The 14,180-nt window shown below is 71.2% G+C and carries 14 protein-coding genes; 3 read left to right on the top strand and 11 right to left on the bottom strand.

Annotated features, from left to right (window positions below; genetic code table 11):
• Positions 1 to 2: 2 nt before the first annotated feature.
• The 5 genes from Q343_RS0104190 to Q343_RS0104210 are packed head-to-tail and all read right to left on the bottom strand — an operon-like array spanning position 3 to position 4,555.
• Positions 3 to 581, bottom strand: a complete 579-nt coding sequence (locus Q343_RS0104190; RefSeq protein ID WP_029252336.1) for a DUF1697 domain-containing protein — start codon at positions 579 to 581, stop codon at positions 3 to 5.
• A complete protein-coding gene (locus tag Q343_RS0104195) occupies positions 578 to 2,056 on the bottom strand; it encodes an amidase (protein WP_043109224.1) in 1,479 nt (492 codons plus the stop codon). Before Q343_RS0104195 ends, Q343_RS0104190 begins: the two co-directional genes overlap by 4 nt.
• 35 nt (positions 2,057 to 2,091) lie before the next feature.
• Positions 2,092 to 2,877 carry an amino acid ABC transporter ATP-binding protein gene (locus Q343_RS0104200; RefSeq protein ID WP_029252338.1) on the bottom strand — a complete coding sequence of 262 codons (786 nt, stop codon included), beginning with the start codon at positions 2,875 to 2,877 and terminating at the stop codon, positions 2,092 to 2,094.
• 5 nt (positions 2,878 to 2,882) lie between these two features.
• On the bottom strand, positions 2,883 to 3,701 hold the full coding sequence (locus Q343_RS0104205; protein ID WP_029252339.1) for an ABC transporter permease subunit: 819 nt from the start codon (positions 3,699 to 3,701) through the stop codon (positions 2,883 to 2,885).
• Between the two features lie 2 nt (positions 3,702 to 3,703).
• Complete coding sequence (locus Q343_RS0104210; RefSeq protein ID WP_029252340.1) at positions 3,704 to 4,555, bottom strand: transporter substrate-binding domain-containing protein; 852 nt, start codon at positions 4,553 to 4,555, stop codon at positions 3,704 to 3,706.
• A 633-nt stretch (positions 4,556 to 5,188) separates the two neighbouring features.
• Here Q343_RS0104210 and phoH2 point away from each other — a divergent pair.
• Positions 5,189 to 6,484, top strand: coding sequence for an RNA 5'-3' helicase PhoH2 (phoH2, locus tag Q343_RS0104215; protein WP_231959376.1), 1,296 nt, complete (start codon positions 5,189 to 5,191; stop codon positions 6,482 to 6,484).
• 124 nt (positions 6,485 to 6,608) lie between these two features.
• Complete coding sequence (locus Q343_RS13825; RefSeq protein WP_052366843.1) at positions 6,609 to 6,869, top strand: TM2 domain-containing protein; 261 nt, start codon at positions 6,609 to 6,611, stop codon at positions 6,867 to 6,869.
• 98 nt (positions 6,870 to 6,967) lie between these two features.
• On the opposite strand, the gene Q343_RS0104225 is transcribed toward Q343_RS13825, so the two are convergent.
• From Q343_RS0104225 to xseA, 5 genes are read right to left on the bottom strand one after another with little or no spacing between them, the layout of a single operon-like run.
• Complete coding sequence (locus Q343_RS0104225) at positions 6,968 to 8,386, bottom strand: class II fumarate hydratase (RefSeq protein ID WP_029252343.1); 1,419 nt, start codon at positions 8,384 to 8,386, stop codon at positions 6,968 to 6,970.
• A 55-nt stretch (positions 8,387 to 8,441) separates the two neighbouring features.
• On the bottom strand, positions 8,442 to 9,077 hold the full coding sequence (locus Q343_RS0104230) for a carbonic anhydrase (protein WP_081829655.1): 636 nt from the start codon (positions 9,075 to 9,077) through the stop codon (positions 8,442 to 8,444).
• 39 nt (positions 9,078 to 9,116) lie between these two features.
• The gene (locus Q343_RS0104235; RefSeq protein WP_029252345.1) at positions 9,117 to 10,046 is read right to left on the bottom strand and encodes a carbohydrate kinase family protein; all 930 of its coding nucleotides are present in this window, start codon (positions 10,044 to 10,046) and stop codon (positions 9,117 to 9,119) included.
• Positions 10,043 to 10,312: an exodeoxyribonuclease VII small subunit gene (locus tag Q343_RS0104240; RefSeq protein ID WP_029252346.1), complete on the bottom strand. Its 270-nt coding sequence runs from the start codon at positions 10,310 to 10,312 to the stop codon at positions 10,043 to 10,045. Before Q343_RS0104240 ends, Q343_RS0104235 begins: the two co-directional genes overlap by 4 nt.
• The gene (xseA, locus tag Q343_RS0104245; RefSeq protein ID WP_248616731.1) at positions 10,309 to 11,628 is read right to left on the bottom strand and encodes an exodeoxyribonuclease VII large subunit; all 1,320 of its coding nucleotides are present in this window, start codon (positions 11,626 to 11,628) and stop codon (positions 10,309 to 10,311) included. Before xseA ends, Q343_RS0104240 begins: the two co-directional genes overlap by 4 nt.
• 86 nt (positions 11,629 to 11,714) lie before the next feature.
• Here xseA and Q343_RS0104250 point away from each other — a divergent pair, with 86 nt between their 5' ends.
• Positions 11,715 to 12,746 carry a 4-hydroxy-3-methylbut-2-enyl diphosphate reductase gene (locus tag Q343_RS0104250; protein WP_029252348.1) on the top strand — a complete coding sequence of 344 codons (1,032 nt, stop codon included), beginning with the start codon at positions 11,715 to 11,717 and terminating at the stop codon, positions 12,744 to 12,746.
• 55 nt (positions 12,747 to 12,801) lie between these two features.
• Here the strand turns inward: Q343_RS0104250 and Q343_RS0104255 are convergent, their stop codons facing one another.
• Complete coding sequence (locus Q343_RS0104255) at positions 12,802 to 14,169, bottom strand: DNA recombination protein RmuC (RefSeq protein ID WP_052366845.1); 1,368 nt, start codon at positions 14,167 to 14,169, stop codon at positions 12,802 to 12,804.
• Between the last annotated feature and the right edge of the window lie 11 nt (positions 14,170 to 14,180).

Genomic DNA, 14,180 nt, shown 5'->3' on the forward strand with positions numbered 1-14,180 from the left:
TTCTAGTCTTTCGACCGGCTGCCGGTGGAGTCGCCCGACTCCTGGGCCGCGGTCTCCGCCAGGTGGAGAACCGTCCGCCAGTTGCGCGTGGTCGACCACGTGCCGAGCAGCCGTTCCAGGCGCGGGCCGGTGAGCTTCGAGCGGCCGCTGCCGTCCGGGTACCAGAGATAGGTGACGGCACCGGCGGCGACGACCTGTTCGGGGCCGGTCGAGCTGACGTCGATCCGTCCGCTGCGCCCCGTCGCTCCGGGGTGGAACGCGACGAGGAGGTGTGACGGGTCGTCGCGGGCCTGGTCGGGGAACGGGTTCTCGGTGAGCACCTGACGGAGCCCGGCGGCGTCGAGCACGACGGCGTCCGTCTCGACCCCGAGCGTCGTCGCCAGCTCGCCCGTGATCAGCACGCCGACCTCCTCGGGCGTCGTCGCTCCCGACGTTCCCGGGGAGACGACGAGGTTGCCCGAGGCGAGGTACGTCGTCGGGTCGGTGAATCCTCGGGCGACGGCTGCGGCCCGAAGCGCGGCGGACGGGACCTTCTTCGTCCCGCCGACGTTCACGGCGCGCAGGAGGACGACCCACCTCATGCGTGCACCGGCGGGACGTGCGTCGCCCAGGGCCGCGCGGTCTCGAGCTGGGCGGCGAGGGAGAGCAGGAGCGCGTCGTCGCCGAGACGGCCGGTGAGCATGCTCCCGAGCGGCAGCTCGACGCCGTCGTACGCGGCGCGATGAAGCGGCAGGCTGACCGAGGGGCGGCCGGTGAGGTTCGCGACGCTCGTCCACGGCGTGTAGGCCATCTGCGCGGCGAAGTCCGCCGCGGGGTCGGCGTCGTCGCGGATCGACCCGAGCGGCGCGGGCGGCTGCGCCAGGGTCGGGGTGAGGACGACGTCGAACGACTCCCACGACCGGGCCACCTCCCGCGTGATGAGCTGGACGGCCTCGAACGCGCGCGCGACCGACAGGCCGTCCACACCGCGCCCCGCGTCGCGCTGCGCCCGGGTCAGCGGTGTCAGGAGGTGCTCGACCTCCGGGGGGATCGGGGCCGAGAGCGCCATCGTCGACCAGAGGACGGCGAAGGCGTCCCAGCGCTCGGCCGGGAACGGCAGCGGCGCGGGGGAGACGTCGTGCCCGAGCTCGGCGAGGAGCTCCGCGGTCTGGCGGGTCGCCTCGAGAACCTGCGGGTCGACAGGCGCGTCGGGCGAGATCACCGGGTCCGTGAGGACGCCGACGCGCAGGCGCCCGGGCCGCGTGGCGCAGGCGTCGAGGAACGTCGCGCCAGGCCTTAGGTCCGCGGGCCGAGGCAACGTGAACGTCTCGCCCGGCCACGGGCGCGCGAGGACGTCGAGGAAGGCCGCGGTGTCACGGACGGTGCGGGTCAGCACCCCGTTCACCGCGAGCCCCGCGCCGTCGACCCCGTCCGGGCCGGGGGAGACCCGCCCGCGCGACGGCTTGAGTCCTACGAGGCCGCACGCGCTCGCGGGGATGCGGATCGAGCCCCCGCCGTCGCTGCCCTGGGCGACGGGCACCACGTGCGACCCGACCGCCGCTCCTGCTCCGCCGCTGGAGCCGCCCGCGGACCGCGACAGGTCCCACGGCGTCCGCGCCGGCGGCCCGGTGTCCGGCTCGGTGTACGGCGGCAGGCCGAGCTCGGGCGTCGTGGTCTTCCCGGCCATCACGGTGCCGGCCTCGCGCAGGAGGCGGACGACACCGGCGTCGACCGGAGCGGGGTCGCCGGGCAGAGCGGCGGATCCCGCGCGGAACGGGACGCCCGCCACCATCGTCAGGTCCTTGACCGGGACGGGGACACCGAGGAACGGCGGGAGGTCCGCCGTCGTGCCGTCCCGGCGTGCGGCCGCCAGACGACGGTCCGCCTCCGCGGCCTGCTCCGCGGCCATCGCGTCGGAGGCATCTTGCGCGCCGGTGACGAACGCGCCCACGCGTGCGCCGACGTCGTCGATCGCCCGGCGCGTCGCGTGCAGGATCTCGGTGGCGGAGAACTCTCCGTCGCGGAGGGCAGCCGCCAGCGCGACGGCGTCGAGTGCGGGTGGGTGGCTCTGCGTCATCTCTCGACCCTAGAGCCGCCCACCCACGAGCGCCGTCAGAGGGCGCCCGCGTTGGTCGGGTCGAGCACCCGGCGCAGGAACTCCTGGGTGCGTTCCTCCTGGGGGTCGCCGATCACCTCGGCGGGCGTCCCCTCCTCCACGATGACCCCGCCGTCCATGAAGACGACGCGGTCGGCGACCTCGCGGGCGAACGCCATCTCGTGGGTGACCACGATCATCGTCATCCCCTCGTCGGCGAGACCGCGCATGACGGTCAGCACCTCGCCGACCAGCTCGGGGTCGAGAGCCGAGGTCGGCTCGTCGAAGAGCATCAGGAGCGGCGCCATCGACAGCGCGCGGGCGATCGCCACGCGCTGCTGCTGGCCACCGGAGAGCTGCGCCGGCAGGGCGTCCTCCTTGTCGGCCAGGCCGACCCGCTCGAGGTTCATGCGTGCGACCCGCGTCGCCTCGGCGGCCGGGCGCCCGAGAACCGTCCGCTGAGCGAGGGTGCAGTTGCTCAGGGCCGTCTGGTGCGGGAACAGGTTGAACTGCTGGAACACCATGCCGATGTGCCGTCGGGCCGCGTCGATGTCGCAGTCCGGGTCGGTCAGGTCCTCGCCCCGGACCACGACGTCGCCCACCTGCGGCTCCTCGAGCATGTTGATGCAGCGCAGGAGGGTCGACTTGCCCGAGCCCGAGGGCCCGATCACGCAGACGACCTCGCCGGGGGCGACGGAGAAGTCGATGCCCCGCAGCACGTGGTTGTCGCCGAACGACTTGTGGAGGTTCCGGATGTCGACGAGCGGGGAGCTGCTCTCGGGGGTCTGTTCGTTGGACGTCATACCAGTCACCGGCCCTTTGCCGTCGAAGCTTCCATGCGCTGCACCAGGATCGACAGCGGCAGCGTGATCACGAGGTAGGCGAGCCCGGCCACGACCAGCGGCGTGACGTTGGCGAGCGCGTTCGCCTCGCTCTTGCCGAAGGTCGTCAGCTCGAAGTCGCTCAGCGCCAGACCGATGGCGAAGACCAGCGACGAGTCCTTCACCAGGATGATCAGCTCGTTGGTCAGCGGCGGGATCATGATGCGGAACGCCTGCGGGAGAACCACCTTGCGGGTGGCTGCGGCCGAGCTCATGCCCAGGGACCGAGCGGCCTCGACCTGCCCGCGGGGTACCGCCTGGACGCCCGCACGCACCGTCTCGGCCACGTAGGCCGCCCCGACGATCCCGAGGGCGAGCCAGACGGTGCCGTACGGGTCGAACGGGATCGACATGCCCGGGAACGCCAGGGGCATCAGCGACAGCGCGATGAACACGATCAACGTCGGGAGCCCGCGGAAGAACTCCACGTAGGCCCGCGCGATCCAGCGGTACGGGCCCACCTCGGACAGTCGCATCAGCCCGAGGATCGTGCCGAAGATGAAGGCGAGGACGAACCCGCCGAGGGAGTACGTGACCGTGTGCAGCAGTGCCGAGCCCAGTCCGTCCGCCACCGTCTGCCGGGCGGCGTCGACGTTGAAGAAGACGTCGACGATCTGCCCCCAGTCCGCGATCGCCGCGGCCGCGACGATCGCGGCGACCAGGACGCCGTACTGCAGGACACGGATCCTTTGACGGCGCTTGCGCGGGCTCACCCGAGCCCGCGGCGCCGCGTCGGTGGATGTCACGGTCAGCTGTTCAGCTCGCCAGGAACGGCGCCGAAGTAGGTGGCGAAGATCTCGTCGTAGGTGCCGTCGTCCTGGGCGGCGGCGAGCACCTCGTTGAACCGCTCGAGGAGCGCGTCGGCGTTCTCGGAGTCCTTCGCGGCCATGAAGCCGTAGCTCTCGCCGGTGTCGAACTCCTCCGTGACGGTCGTGTCCGTGTTCTCCGAGGCGAAGAACAGCACCGTGCCGTTGTCGTTGATCGCGGCGTCGACCTTGCCGGTCTTGACGGCGTTCGCCTGCGAGAGGGAGTCCTCGAAGACGACCGTCTCGTAGCCGTACTCCTCGGCGTTGTCGTTCGCGTAGATCTCGCCCGTCGTCCCGGTCTGGACGCCGAGCTGCTTCCCGTCCAGGTCCTCGAGGCTCTCGTAGCCCGAGTCGGCCGCGACGAGCAGCGCCTGCGTCGCGTTGAAGTACGGGTCGGAGAACGCCACGGACTCCTCGCGCTCGGGCGTGATCGTCGCCGCGCCCATGCCGAGGTCGCACTGGCCGGCGGCGAACGCCGCACCGCCGGTGATCTGCTCCCAGCCGGTGGAGACGACGTCGAGCTCGACCCCGAGGTCGTCGGCCACCAGCTGGGCGAGGTCGGCGTCGAACCCGACGACCTCGCCGTTTTCGGTGTACTCGAAGGGCTTGTAGGGGAGGTGGGTGCAGGCGGTGAGCGTCCCTGCCTCGACCAGCTCGATCCCGTCGGCGGTCGTCGATCCCTCGGCGGAGTCGTCGTCGCTGGCGCAGGCACCGGTGAGACCGATGGCGGCGACGGCGATGACGGCACCGAGGGTCCGGCGACGCGCCGAGGTCCTGATGGTGGTCTGCTGCATGATGCTCCTCGTAGGTCGATGGAGTGCGTGGATCGTGTGATCACGGCGTGGATCCGCCGTGATGGTGTGTGACCATAGCCACACTTCTTCGGAACTGGCAAAGCGCTCCGGGCTCTCGCCGTCGCCTCCGCGGGCGAGCTGGGTGGTCGTCGTCGGGTTCGTCGTCCGGGTGTCGGCGGGCGTGCTCGGCGGGTGGCCAGGCCCGCAGTCTGCCGCCGCTCGCACGGTCCGGTGAACAGCAGATGACGATCACGTTCTGTCGTCGTGTTGGCCGCGCGATCCGAATGACATGGGCGTAGTTTTTGTGTGACAGACGACACACGTCGTCTCTCGGGAGGCAAGCCCATGCAGGAACATCTGCGCGCAGGAGGGCCGGTCACCCCGGCCCGAACGCACGGGCCGGCCGACCGCCCCACACGAGAGTCCGTGGCGCGCGACGCGGTCGGTCCGGGTGCAACACCCGCCCGGCCGGAGACCGTGGCACGGGTACGACGACGCTGACGCGTCATGAGGGAGCCTGCCGTGGACCAGATCGAAGAGTCTCGTACGACGTCGTCCCCCACCTCGACCGGCACAGGTGCTCCGGCGCCCGAGACGACGGGGCCACCGCCGTCGGGACGACGCACCTACGTCATCGACACGTCCGTCCTCCTCTCCGACCCCCGGGCGATCTTCCGGTTCGCCGAGCATCACGTGGTGCTGCCGGTCGTCGTGATCACGGAGCTCGAGGCGAAGCGGCACCACGCGGAGCTCGGGTACTTCGCGCGCAGCGCCCTGCGTGCGCTCGACGACCTGCGGGTCCAGCACGGCGGTCTCGACGCGCCGCTCCCGATCGGGACCGCGGGAGGAAGCCTGCGGGTCGAGCTGAACCACACCGACCCGAGCACGCTGCCCGCCGGGTTCCGCCTCGGTGACAACGACACGCGCATCCTCGCGGTCGCCGCGAACCTCGCCGCGGAGGGCGCCCACGTCACGGTGGTCTCCAAGGACCTCCCGATGCGGGTCAAGGCCTCGGCCGTCGGGCTCGCGGCCGAGGAGTACCGGGCCGAGCTCGCGGTCGACTCGGGCTGGACGGGGATGAGCGAGATCGACATCGCGGGTGAGCAGATGAGCGCGCTCTGGGAGCACGAGTCGCTCGAGCTGGCCTCGCTCGACCCGATGGTGCTCGAGAACGCCGGACCACTGCTCTGCCACACCGGCCTCGTCGTCCACTCGCCGGGAGGGTCTGCGCTCGGTCGGGTCACGGCCGACAAGCACGTCCAGCTCGTCCGGGGTGACCAGGACGTCTTCGGGGTCCACGGGCGTTCCGCCGAGCAGCGGGTGGCCATCGACCTCCTGCTCGACGAGTCCGTCGGTATCGTCTCGCTCGGCGGCCGTGCCGGGACGGGAAAGTCGGCTCTCGCGCTCTGCGCCGGGCTGGAGGCCGTGCTCGAGCACAACCAGCACCGCAAGGTCGTCGTCTTCCGGCCCCTCTATGCCGTCGGCGGCCAGGAGCTCGGGTACCTGCCGGGGACCGAGGGCGAGAAGATGGGGCCGTGGGCGCAGGCCGTCTTCGACACGCTCGGCGCGCTGGTCTCGTCCGAGGTGGTCGAGGAGGTCATCGACCGTGGACTGCTCGAGGTCCTTCCGCTGACGCACATCCGGGGGCGCTCGTTGCACGACTCGTTCGTGATCGTGGACGAGGCCCAGTCGTTGGAGCGGAACGTCCTCCTGACCGTGCTGTCCCGCATCGGGCAGTCCTCGCGGGTCGTCCTGACGCACGACGTCGCGCAGCGGGACAACCTGCGTGTCGGCCGGCACGACGGTGTCGCCGCGGTGATCGAGGCGCTGAAGGGGCACCCGTTGTTCGCCCACGTCACGCTGACGCGGTCGGAGCGGTCGCCGGTCGCCGCGCTCGTGACCGAGATGATGGAGTCGCTCGACATCTGAGGGTTCGGACGAGATCCGAAATTTCACCCGAAGATTCAGGTAACGGGATCTTTCGCACCATGCCGACTGTCGCTAGCCTGATCTCCGCACCATTTCGAGGTGCCCTAAAAACTGGAGATCGAACATGGCAACCGCTGCCTCCCCGCACGCCCCGCAGGCCCCCGTCGAGCCGTCGAGCCCGAAGCTGCTGCTTCCGGCCGTCCTGCTCTGCTTCTTCCTCGGGACGCTGGGCATCCACCGCTTCTACGTCGGCAAGATCGGCACCGGGGTGCTGATGATCGTCACCCTCGGTGGGCTTGGCGTCTGGGTGCTGGTCGACTTCATCATGCTGCTCATCGGCTCGTTCCGCGACAAGCAGGGCCTGAAGCTCACGCAGTGGACCTGATCCATCGCGAGGGGCTGACACCCCTCACCGCATGACACGCACCGCGGCCGCCCGACCAGAGTCTCTGGTCGGGCGGCCGCGGTGCTGCGGGCCGGTGCTCAGGCCTGCGGGGGGCGCGTCATCGACATGACGTCGAGTGCGGTGTCGAGCTGCTCCTCGGTGACCTCACCGCGCTCGACGTAGCCGAGCGCGACGACGGCCTCGCGGACCGTGACCTTCTCGGCCACCGAGTACTTCGCGATCTTCGCCGCGGCCTCGTAGCCGATCACGCGGTTGAGCGGCGTGACGATCGACGGCGAGGACTCGGCGAGCGCCCGAGCCTTCTCCTCGTTGGCGACGAGACCGTCCACGGTCTTGTCCGCCAGGACGCGCGAGGCGTTCGAGAGCAGTCGGATCGACTCGAGGGTGCCGAGCGCCATCACCGGGATCTGCACGTTGAGCTCGAAGGCGCCGCTCGCACCCGCCCACGCAACCGTGGCGTCGTTGCCGACGACGCGGGCGGCGACCATGAGCACGGCCTCGGGGATGACGGGGTTGACCTTGCCCGGCATGATCGAGCTGCCCGGCTGCAGGTCGGGGATGGCGATCTCGCCCAACCCGGTGTTCGGGCCGGAGCCCATCCAGCGCAGGTCGTTGCAGATCTTGGTCAGCGAGACCGCGATCGTGCGCAGCGCACCGGAGAGCTCGACGAGCCCGTCGCGGGCGCTCTGGGCCTCGAAGTGGTCGCGTGCCTCTGTCAGGGGCAGCCCGGTGTCCTCGCGGAGCAGCTCGATGACGCGCTGGGGGAACCCTGCCGGGGTGTTGATGCCGGTGCCGACGGCGGTCCCGCCCAGCGGCACCTCGGCGACGCGGGGGAGCACGGCATCGAGCCGCTCGATGCCGTAGCGGACGGCGGCGGCGTACCCGGCGAACTCCTGGCCCAGCGTGACCGGCGTGGCGTCCATCAGGTGCGTGCGGCCGGACTTCACGACGTGCGCGAACTCCGCCGACTTGGCCTCGAGCGACGTCGCCAGGTGCTCCAGCGCGGGCACGAGATCCCGGACGACTCCGGCCGTCGCGGCGACGTGCACGGACGTCGGGAAGACGTCGTTGGACGACTGCGAGGCGTTGACGTGGTCGTTCGGGTGGACGCCCTCGCCGAGCGATCGCGTCGCGAGGGTGGCGAGCACCTCGTTGGTGTTCATGTTCGACGACGTCCCCGACCCGGTCTGGAAGACGTCGACCGGGAAGTGGTCGTCCAGGCCGCCGGCGGCGACCTCGTCGGCGGCGGCGACGATCGCGTCGGCGATGCTCTGGTCCAGGACCCCGAGCTCGGCGTTCGCGCGGGCGGCAGCCTTCTTCACGCGGGCCAGTGCCTCGATGTGGCCTCGCTCGAGCGGGGTGCCGGAGATCGGGAAGTTCTCGACCGCGCGCTGGGTCTGCGCCCGGTAGAGGGCGTCCGCCGGGACGCGCACCTCACCCATCGTGTCGTGCTCGATGCGGAACTCGCCCTCGGGGGCGTCATGAGAAGCAGTCATGCCCCTATGTTGCCGCACTCCGAGGAGGAGTTCCGCACCGCGGCTCGTGCGCAGGCTACTCGCCGATGTCGCCGATCGACTCGACGAGGCGGACGCGGCCCTCGGTGAGCTCGTACTCGAGCCCGACGATCGCGCACCGGCCCTCGTCGACGGCCTTGGTGATCGACGCGGAGGTGCCGTACAGGAGCGAGACCGTGCTGCGGACGTGCTCGTGGAGCAGCATCTGGGGGTCGACGACGCCGCTCTCGCTGTCCCGGACCGTCTTGCCGGCCGAGGTGAGATTGACGATCGACGGGATCACCTTGTCCACCACGCTGCGCACGAACCCGGGAGCCGTCTCGCCGGTCTCCAGCGTGTGCGCCGCCGCGGCGACCGCCCCGCACGAGTCGTGGCCGAGCACGACGATCAGGGGGGTCTCGAGCAGCGCGACACCGTACTCGATCGACCCGAGCACGGACGTGTCGACGACGTGCCCCGCCGTGCGGACCACGAACAGGTCGCCGAGCCCGCGGTCGAAGATGATCTCGGCGGCGACCCTCGAGTCGGAACAGCCGAACATGACCGCGAAGGGGTGCTGCTGCGCGCTGACCTCGGCGCGCCGCGCCGCGTCCTGCGAGGGGTGGTCGGGCGTTCCGGCGACGAACCGCTGGTTGCCCTCCTGGAGTGCCGTCCATGCCTGCTGGGGTGTCATCGTCATGCCTGCATTTTCACTCATCCGCGGGCGTGACTGCTACCAGTTCTCAAGCTCGGCCCGCGTCGGCGGCTGTGCGCCACGCCGCGTGACCGTGAGGGCCGCGGCCCGTGTGCAGTGCGTCAGGACGCCCTCGATCACCTCGGCGTCTGCACGGCGCAACGCCTGCCGGTGCCCGGCACCGAGGAGGTCGCGCTCCCACAGTCCGTCGATGAGCGCGCCCATGAACGCGTCACCCGCACCGACCGTGTCGACGACGTCCACGGGAACCCCGGCGACGCGGACGGTGTGCTCGGGCGTGAGGGCGACGGCGCCCTCGTCGCCGAGCGTCAGGACGACCAGCGACGGGCCGCGGCCCACCCAGCGGCGCGCCGCGTCGATCGGGTCCGTGCCGGGGAAGAGCCAGGCCAGATCGCTGTCGCTGGCCTTGACGACGTCCGCGACGTCGACGATCGAGTCCGCCCGTCGGGCCGCGTCGGCCGGGTCACCCATGAGCGCGGGCCGGACGTTCGGGTCGAACGACACCGTCGAGTTCGGCCGGGCTTCGGTCAGGAGGGAGACCACGTCGCCGTGCGCGCGGGCGTCGAGCGCCGCGATCGACCCGGCATGGACGCACGGCGTCGCCGCGCTCAGCGCTTCGTGAGCACCCCGCGGGACGGAGAACGCGACGTCGAACCGGTAGGTCGCCTCGCCGTCGTCGTCCAGGATCGCCGTGGCGACCGAGGTCTCGAGCGCCCCGTCGCTACCGTCCACGAGCCCCACGCCGCACTTCGCGAGCCACCTGCTCACCAGGTCGCCGTACGCCCCGTGCCCCATCCACGTCGCCAGGTCGACCGGGCGGCCCAGGCGCCCGAGGGCGATCGCGACGTTCGCCGGACTCCCGCCCGGGTGCTCCGAGACGGTGCCGTCCGGGCGTCGCACGATGTCGACCAGAACCTCACCGACGACCAGGGCCGCGCGGGTGCTCATCGGCCGTCGGCCTCCGGGCCGTCCTTCGCCGTCGAGGAACTGCCCGCCTGGGCGGCGTCGATCCGTTCCCTCGCCCCGTCCAGCCAGGTCTGGCACCGGTTCGCCAGCGCCTCGCCGCGCTCCCACAGCGCGAGCGACGCCTCGAGCGGTTCTCCTCCGGACTCGAGGCGGGCCACGATGCTGACCAGCTCGTCGCGCGCCTCCTCGTACCCGAGCTGTGCGACGTCGGCGGTTCCGGCATCGGGAGTGGTCGGTTCAGTGCTCACGAGATTTCCTGTCCAGTGGTTGAGGCGGTGGGGTGTGCGGGGGCGCCCCGGGTCGTGGGGACGGCCGGGCCGGACGTCGTCGAAGTCGCCGTGGCGTCCACCTGACCGTCCGCAAGCCGGACGTGCAGGCTGTCACCCGCGGTGACGTCCCCGACGGAGCGGACGAGCGAGCCCGCGGAGGTCTGCACCAGTGCGTAGCCGCGCGAGAGGACCCGGTGCGGGGACAACGCTCGCACCTGCCCCTCGAGACGGCCGATCTCGGCCTCGGCGCCGAGCACGCGGCGGCGGACGGCGTGGCGTGCCCGCTCGATGTCTGCGTGCACGCGCGTCTCGCGGTCCTCGACCATCGTCGCCGGCCGGGCGAGGACGGGACGCGAGCGGGTGGCGGTGAGTCCGTGCTGCTCGCGGTCGACGAGGCGCTCCAGCGCACGCGCCATGCGTTCGCGGCTCTGGGCGATCCCGGCACGTTCGGCGGCGACGTCGGGGACGATCGTCTTGGCGGCGTCGGTGGGAGTCGACGCGCGGTAGTCGGCCACGAGGTCCAGCAGCGGCGCGTCCGTCTCGTGACCGATCGCGCTCACGACCGGCGTGCTTGCGGACGCGACGGCACGGACCAGCTTTTCGTTGCTGAACGGCAGGAGGTCCTCGACGGCCCCGCCACCGCGCGCGATCACGATCACCTCGACCTCGGGCCTGCCGTCGAGCTCGGCGAGCGCGGCACTGACCTGGGGGACGGCGTCGGCGCCCTGGACCGCGACCTCACGGATCTCGAACCGGACGTGCGGCCAGCGCTCGCGGGCGTTCACGACGACGTCGTGCTCAGCCTTCGAGTCACGCCCGCAGATGAGGCCCACCACGGCCGGCAGGAATGGCAGCGGCTTCTTGCGCTCCCGGTCGAAGACGCCCTCGGCGGTCAGCACCCGACGCAGCTCCTCGATCCGGGCCAGGAGCTCGCCGATGCCGACCGTGCGGAACTCCTTCGCCGCCATCTGGAGGGAACCGCGCTTGAGCCAGTACTCCGGCTTGACGTGCGCCACCACGGTGGACCCCTCTGACATCGGGGCGGTGGTGGCGTCGACCGTGCGGGTGGAGGCGTTGACGGAGACGGAGATGTCGAGGTCGGCGTCGCGCAGCGTCAGGTAGGCGCGGGTGCTGCGCCGGTTGAGCTGGACGACCTGCCCCTCGACCCAGACCGGCGGCATGCGGTCGATGTACGCACGGATCTTCTCGGCGATCAGCCGCACCGGCCACGGAGAGTCGGGGGTCGTGTCCAGGGCCTTCTCGGGCACCCGGCGTGCGGCGGAGTCATCGGTCACGGGGTCCACCCTGCCCCATGGCACCGACATCGGGCATCCGGGCCGCGGTGCCCCACGGTGGGCGTGCGACCTCCTAGACTGGGGCGGTGACTTCTTCGACTGTGTCTCCGACCGTGACCGACACGAAGCGTGTGCTCCTGGCCGCGCCACGTGGGTACTGCGCCGGCGTGGACCGCGCCGTCGTGGCCGTCGAGAAGGCCCTGGAGCACTATGGAGCGCCCGTCTACGTGCGCAAGGAGATCGTGCACAACAAGCACGTGGTGGCGACGCTCTCGGAGCGCGGCGCCGTCTTCGTCGACGAGACGGACCAGGTGCCGGAGGGTGCACGGGTCGTGTTCTCCGCCCACGGGGTCTCGCCGGCGGTGAAAGCCTCGGCCGCCGAGCGCAACCTCGACACGATCGACGCGACCTGCCCGCTCGTGACCAAGGTGCACAAGGAGGCCGTCCGGTTCGCTCGCGACGACTTCGACATCCTGCTGATCGGGCACGAGGGCCACGAGGAGGTCGAGGGCACCGCCGGCGAGGCCCCGGACCACGTGCAGGTCGTCAACTCGCCGGACGCGGTCGACGACGTCGTGGTGCGCGACCCCGAGAAGGTCGTCTGGATCTCGCAGACCACGCTCTCGGTCGACGAGACCATGGAGACGGTCCGTCGCCTGCGCGAGAAGTTCCCGACGCTGCAGGACCCGCCGAGTGACGACATCTGCTACGCCACGCAGAACCGGCAGGTCGCGGTGAAGAAGCTGGCTCCGGACTGCGACCTCGTGATCGTCGTGGGCTCGGCCAACTCCTCGAACTCCGTCCGCCTCGTCGAGGTGGCCCTCGAGGCCGGCGCCAGGACGTCCTACCGGATCGACCGTGCTGCCGAGATCGACGAGGCCTGGTTCGACGGCGTGCGGACGGTCGGCGTCACGTCGGGGGCGTCGGTTCCCGAGATCCTCGTCGACGACGTGCTCCGCTACCTCGCGGACCGCGGGTACGACACGGTCGAGGAGGTCCGGACGGCGACGGAGGACCTGATGTTCTCGCTTCCTCGCGAGCTGCGCACCGACCTGAAGGCCGCCGGAACCGCCCCGCAGCAGGGCGGCCGGCGCTCGCTGTCGGTCGACCCGATCTAGGCGGACCGCGCCCGGCGGTGGGGCCGCGCTCCGACTCCGCCGGGCGTGAGGCGCGTCATCGGTCGTTGGCCGCCGAGCGGGTGCCGGTGGCGTCGCCGGCGTCGCGCTCCTGGTCATCGATCGCGACCACGCCGCCCTCCTCCGCCGCGATCAGCTCGGGCTTGGTGATCGGTCGAGGGGTCTCGTCGATCCCCTCGAGCTCCTCGATCGCCTCCTTGGGATCGACGACCTGCAGCTCGACCATCCGTCGTGCCGAGGTGAGGACGTTGCGCTCGAGCGACCCGATCATCGAGTTGTAGGCCTTGGTCGACGACTCCAGCGCCCGGCCCATCTTCGTCACGTGCCCCGTCATCGTCACGAGGCGTGAGTGCAGCTCCTTGCCCACGCGGAGCACCTGCTGGGCGTTGTCGGCGAGGGCCTGCTGACGCCAGGAGTAGGCGACGGTGCGCAGCAGGGCGAGCAACGTCGTCGGGCTCGCGAGGATCACGTTCTTGCGCGCGGCCTCCTCCATCAGCGAGGGGTCGCGGTCGAGGGCCGCGGAGAGGAACGCCTCAGCGGGGACGAACATCACGACGAACTCGGGGGCGTTGTCGAAGAGGTCCCAGTACCGCTTCGAGGCCAGGTCGTCGACGTGCTTGCGCACGTGGCGGACGTGCGCCTCCATCCGCTCCTCACGTCGAGCGGGGTCGTCGCTCTGCTGCGCCTCGAGGTACCCGAGGAACGCGACCTTGGAGTCGACGACGATCGTCTTGCCGCCCGCGAGGTGGACGACCATGTCCGGACGCAGTGCCTCTCCGTCGGACGTCGTCGCCTGCACCTGGACGTCGAAGTCCACCTGCTCCATCATGCCCGCGGCCTCGACGACCCGCTGCAGCTGGAGCTCGCCCCACGCGCCGCGCTGCTGGGAGGAACGGAGGGCTGTGACCAGGTCGCTCGTGCCCTTGCTGAGCTCGCGCGAGGCGTCCGCCAGACCGCGCATCTTCTCGCCGAGACGGGAGTCGAACTCGATGCGCTGCTTCTCCTGCTCGGCGACCTCGGCGCGCACCTGCTCGAGGCTCTTGCCGATGGGGTCGAGGAGCGTGCGGAACGCCTGCTCCCGCTGGGCGAGGGCGTCGTCGTTGCGGGCGGTGGTCCGGCTGAGCCGCTGCTCGGCGAGCGAGAGGAACTGCTCGTTGTTCTTGGCGAGCGCGTCCCCGGCGAGGACGCTGAACCGGTGCGCGGCCGCCTCCTGCTCCTCGCGTGCCGCGCGGACCTGCAGCTCGGTCTCCCGCCGGGTGCTCTGCAGCTCGGCACGCAGTCGCGCGAGCTCGTGGTCCGCCTCACGCCGACCCTGCCCGTCGCGGACGATGCGCCAGAGGTAGCCGATGGCCACACCGAGCAGGACGGCGCCGACGACCAGGACGAAAACGACCGAAATCTCCATGTGTGAACCTT

This window comes from Paraoerskovia marina DSM 21750, assembly GCF_000701465.1.
GTDB classification, from domain to species: domain Bacteria; phylum Actinomycetota; class Actinomycetes; order Actinomycetales; family Cellulomonadaceae; genus Paraoerskovia; species Paraoerskovia marina.

Bases quoted from the DNA above. Each gene is read 5' to 3' on its own strand.
- Q343_RS0104190 (WP_029252336.1), bottom strand. From the start codon at position 581: ATGAGGTGGGTCGTCCTCCTGCGCGCCGTGAACGTCGGCGGGACGAAG.
- Q343_RS0104195 (WP_043109224.1), bottom strand. From the start codon at position 2,056: ATGACGCAGAGCCACCCACCCGCACTCGACGCCGTCGCGCTGGCGGCT.
- Q343_RS0104200 (WP_029252338.1), bottom strand. From the start codon at position 2,877: ATGACGTCCAACGAACAGACCCCCGAGAGCAGCTCCCCGCTCGTCGAC.
- Q343_RS0104210 (WP_029252340.1), bottom strand. From the start codon at position 4,555: ATGCAGCAGACCACCATCAGGACCTCGGCGCGTCGCCGGACCCTCGGT.
- Q343_RS13825 (WP_052366843.1), top strand. From the start codon at position 6,609: ATGGCAACCGCTGCCTCCCCGCACGCCCCGCAGGCCCCCGTCGAGCCG.
- Q343_RS0104225 (WP_029252343.1), bottom strand. From the start codon at position 8,386: ATGACTGCTTCTCATGACGCCCCCGAGGGCGAGTTCCGCATCGAGCAC.
- Q343_RS0104230 (WP_081829655.1), bottom strand. From the start codon at position 9,077: ATGACACCCCAGCAGGCATGGACGGCACTCCAGGAGGGCAACCAGCGG.
- Q343_RS0104235 (WP_029252345.1), bottom strand. From the start codon at position 10,046: ATGAGCACCCGCGCGGCCCTGGTCGTCGGTGAGGTTCTGGTCGACATC.
- Q343_RS0104255 (WP_052366845.1), bottom strand. From the start codon at position 14,169: ATGGAGATTTCGGTCGTTTTCGTCCTGGTCGTCGGCGCCGTCCTGCTC.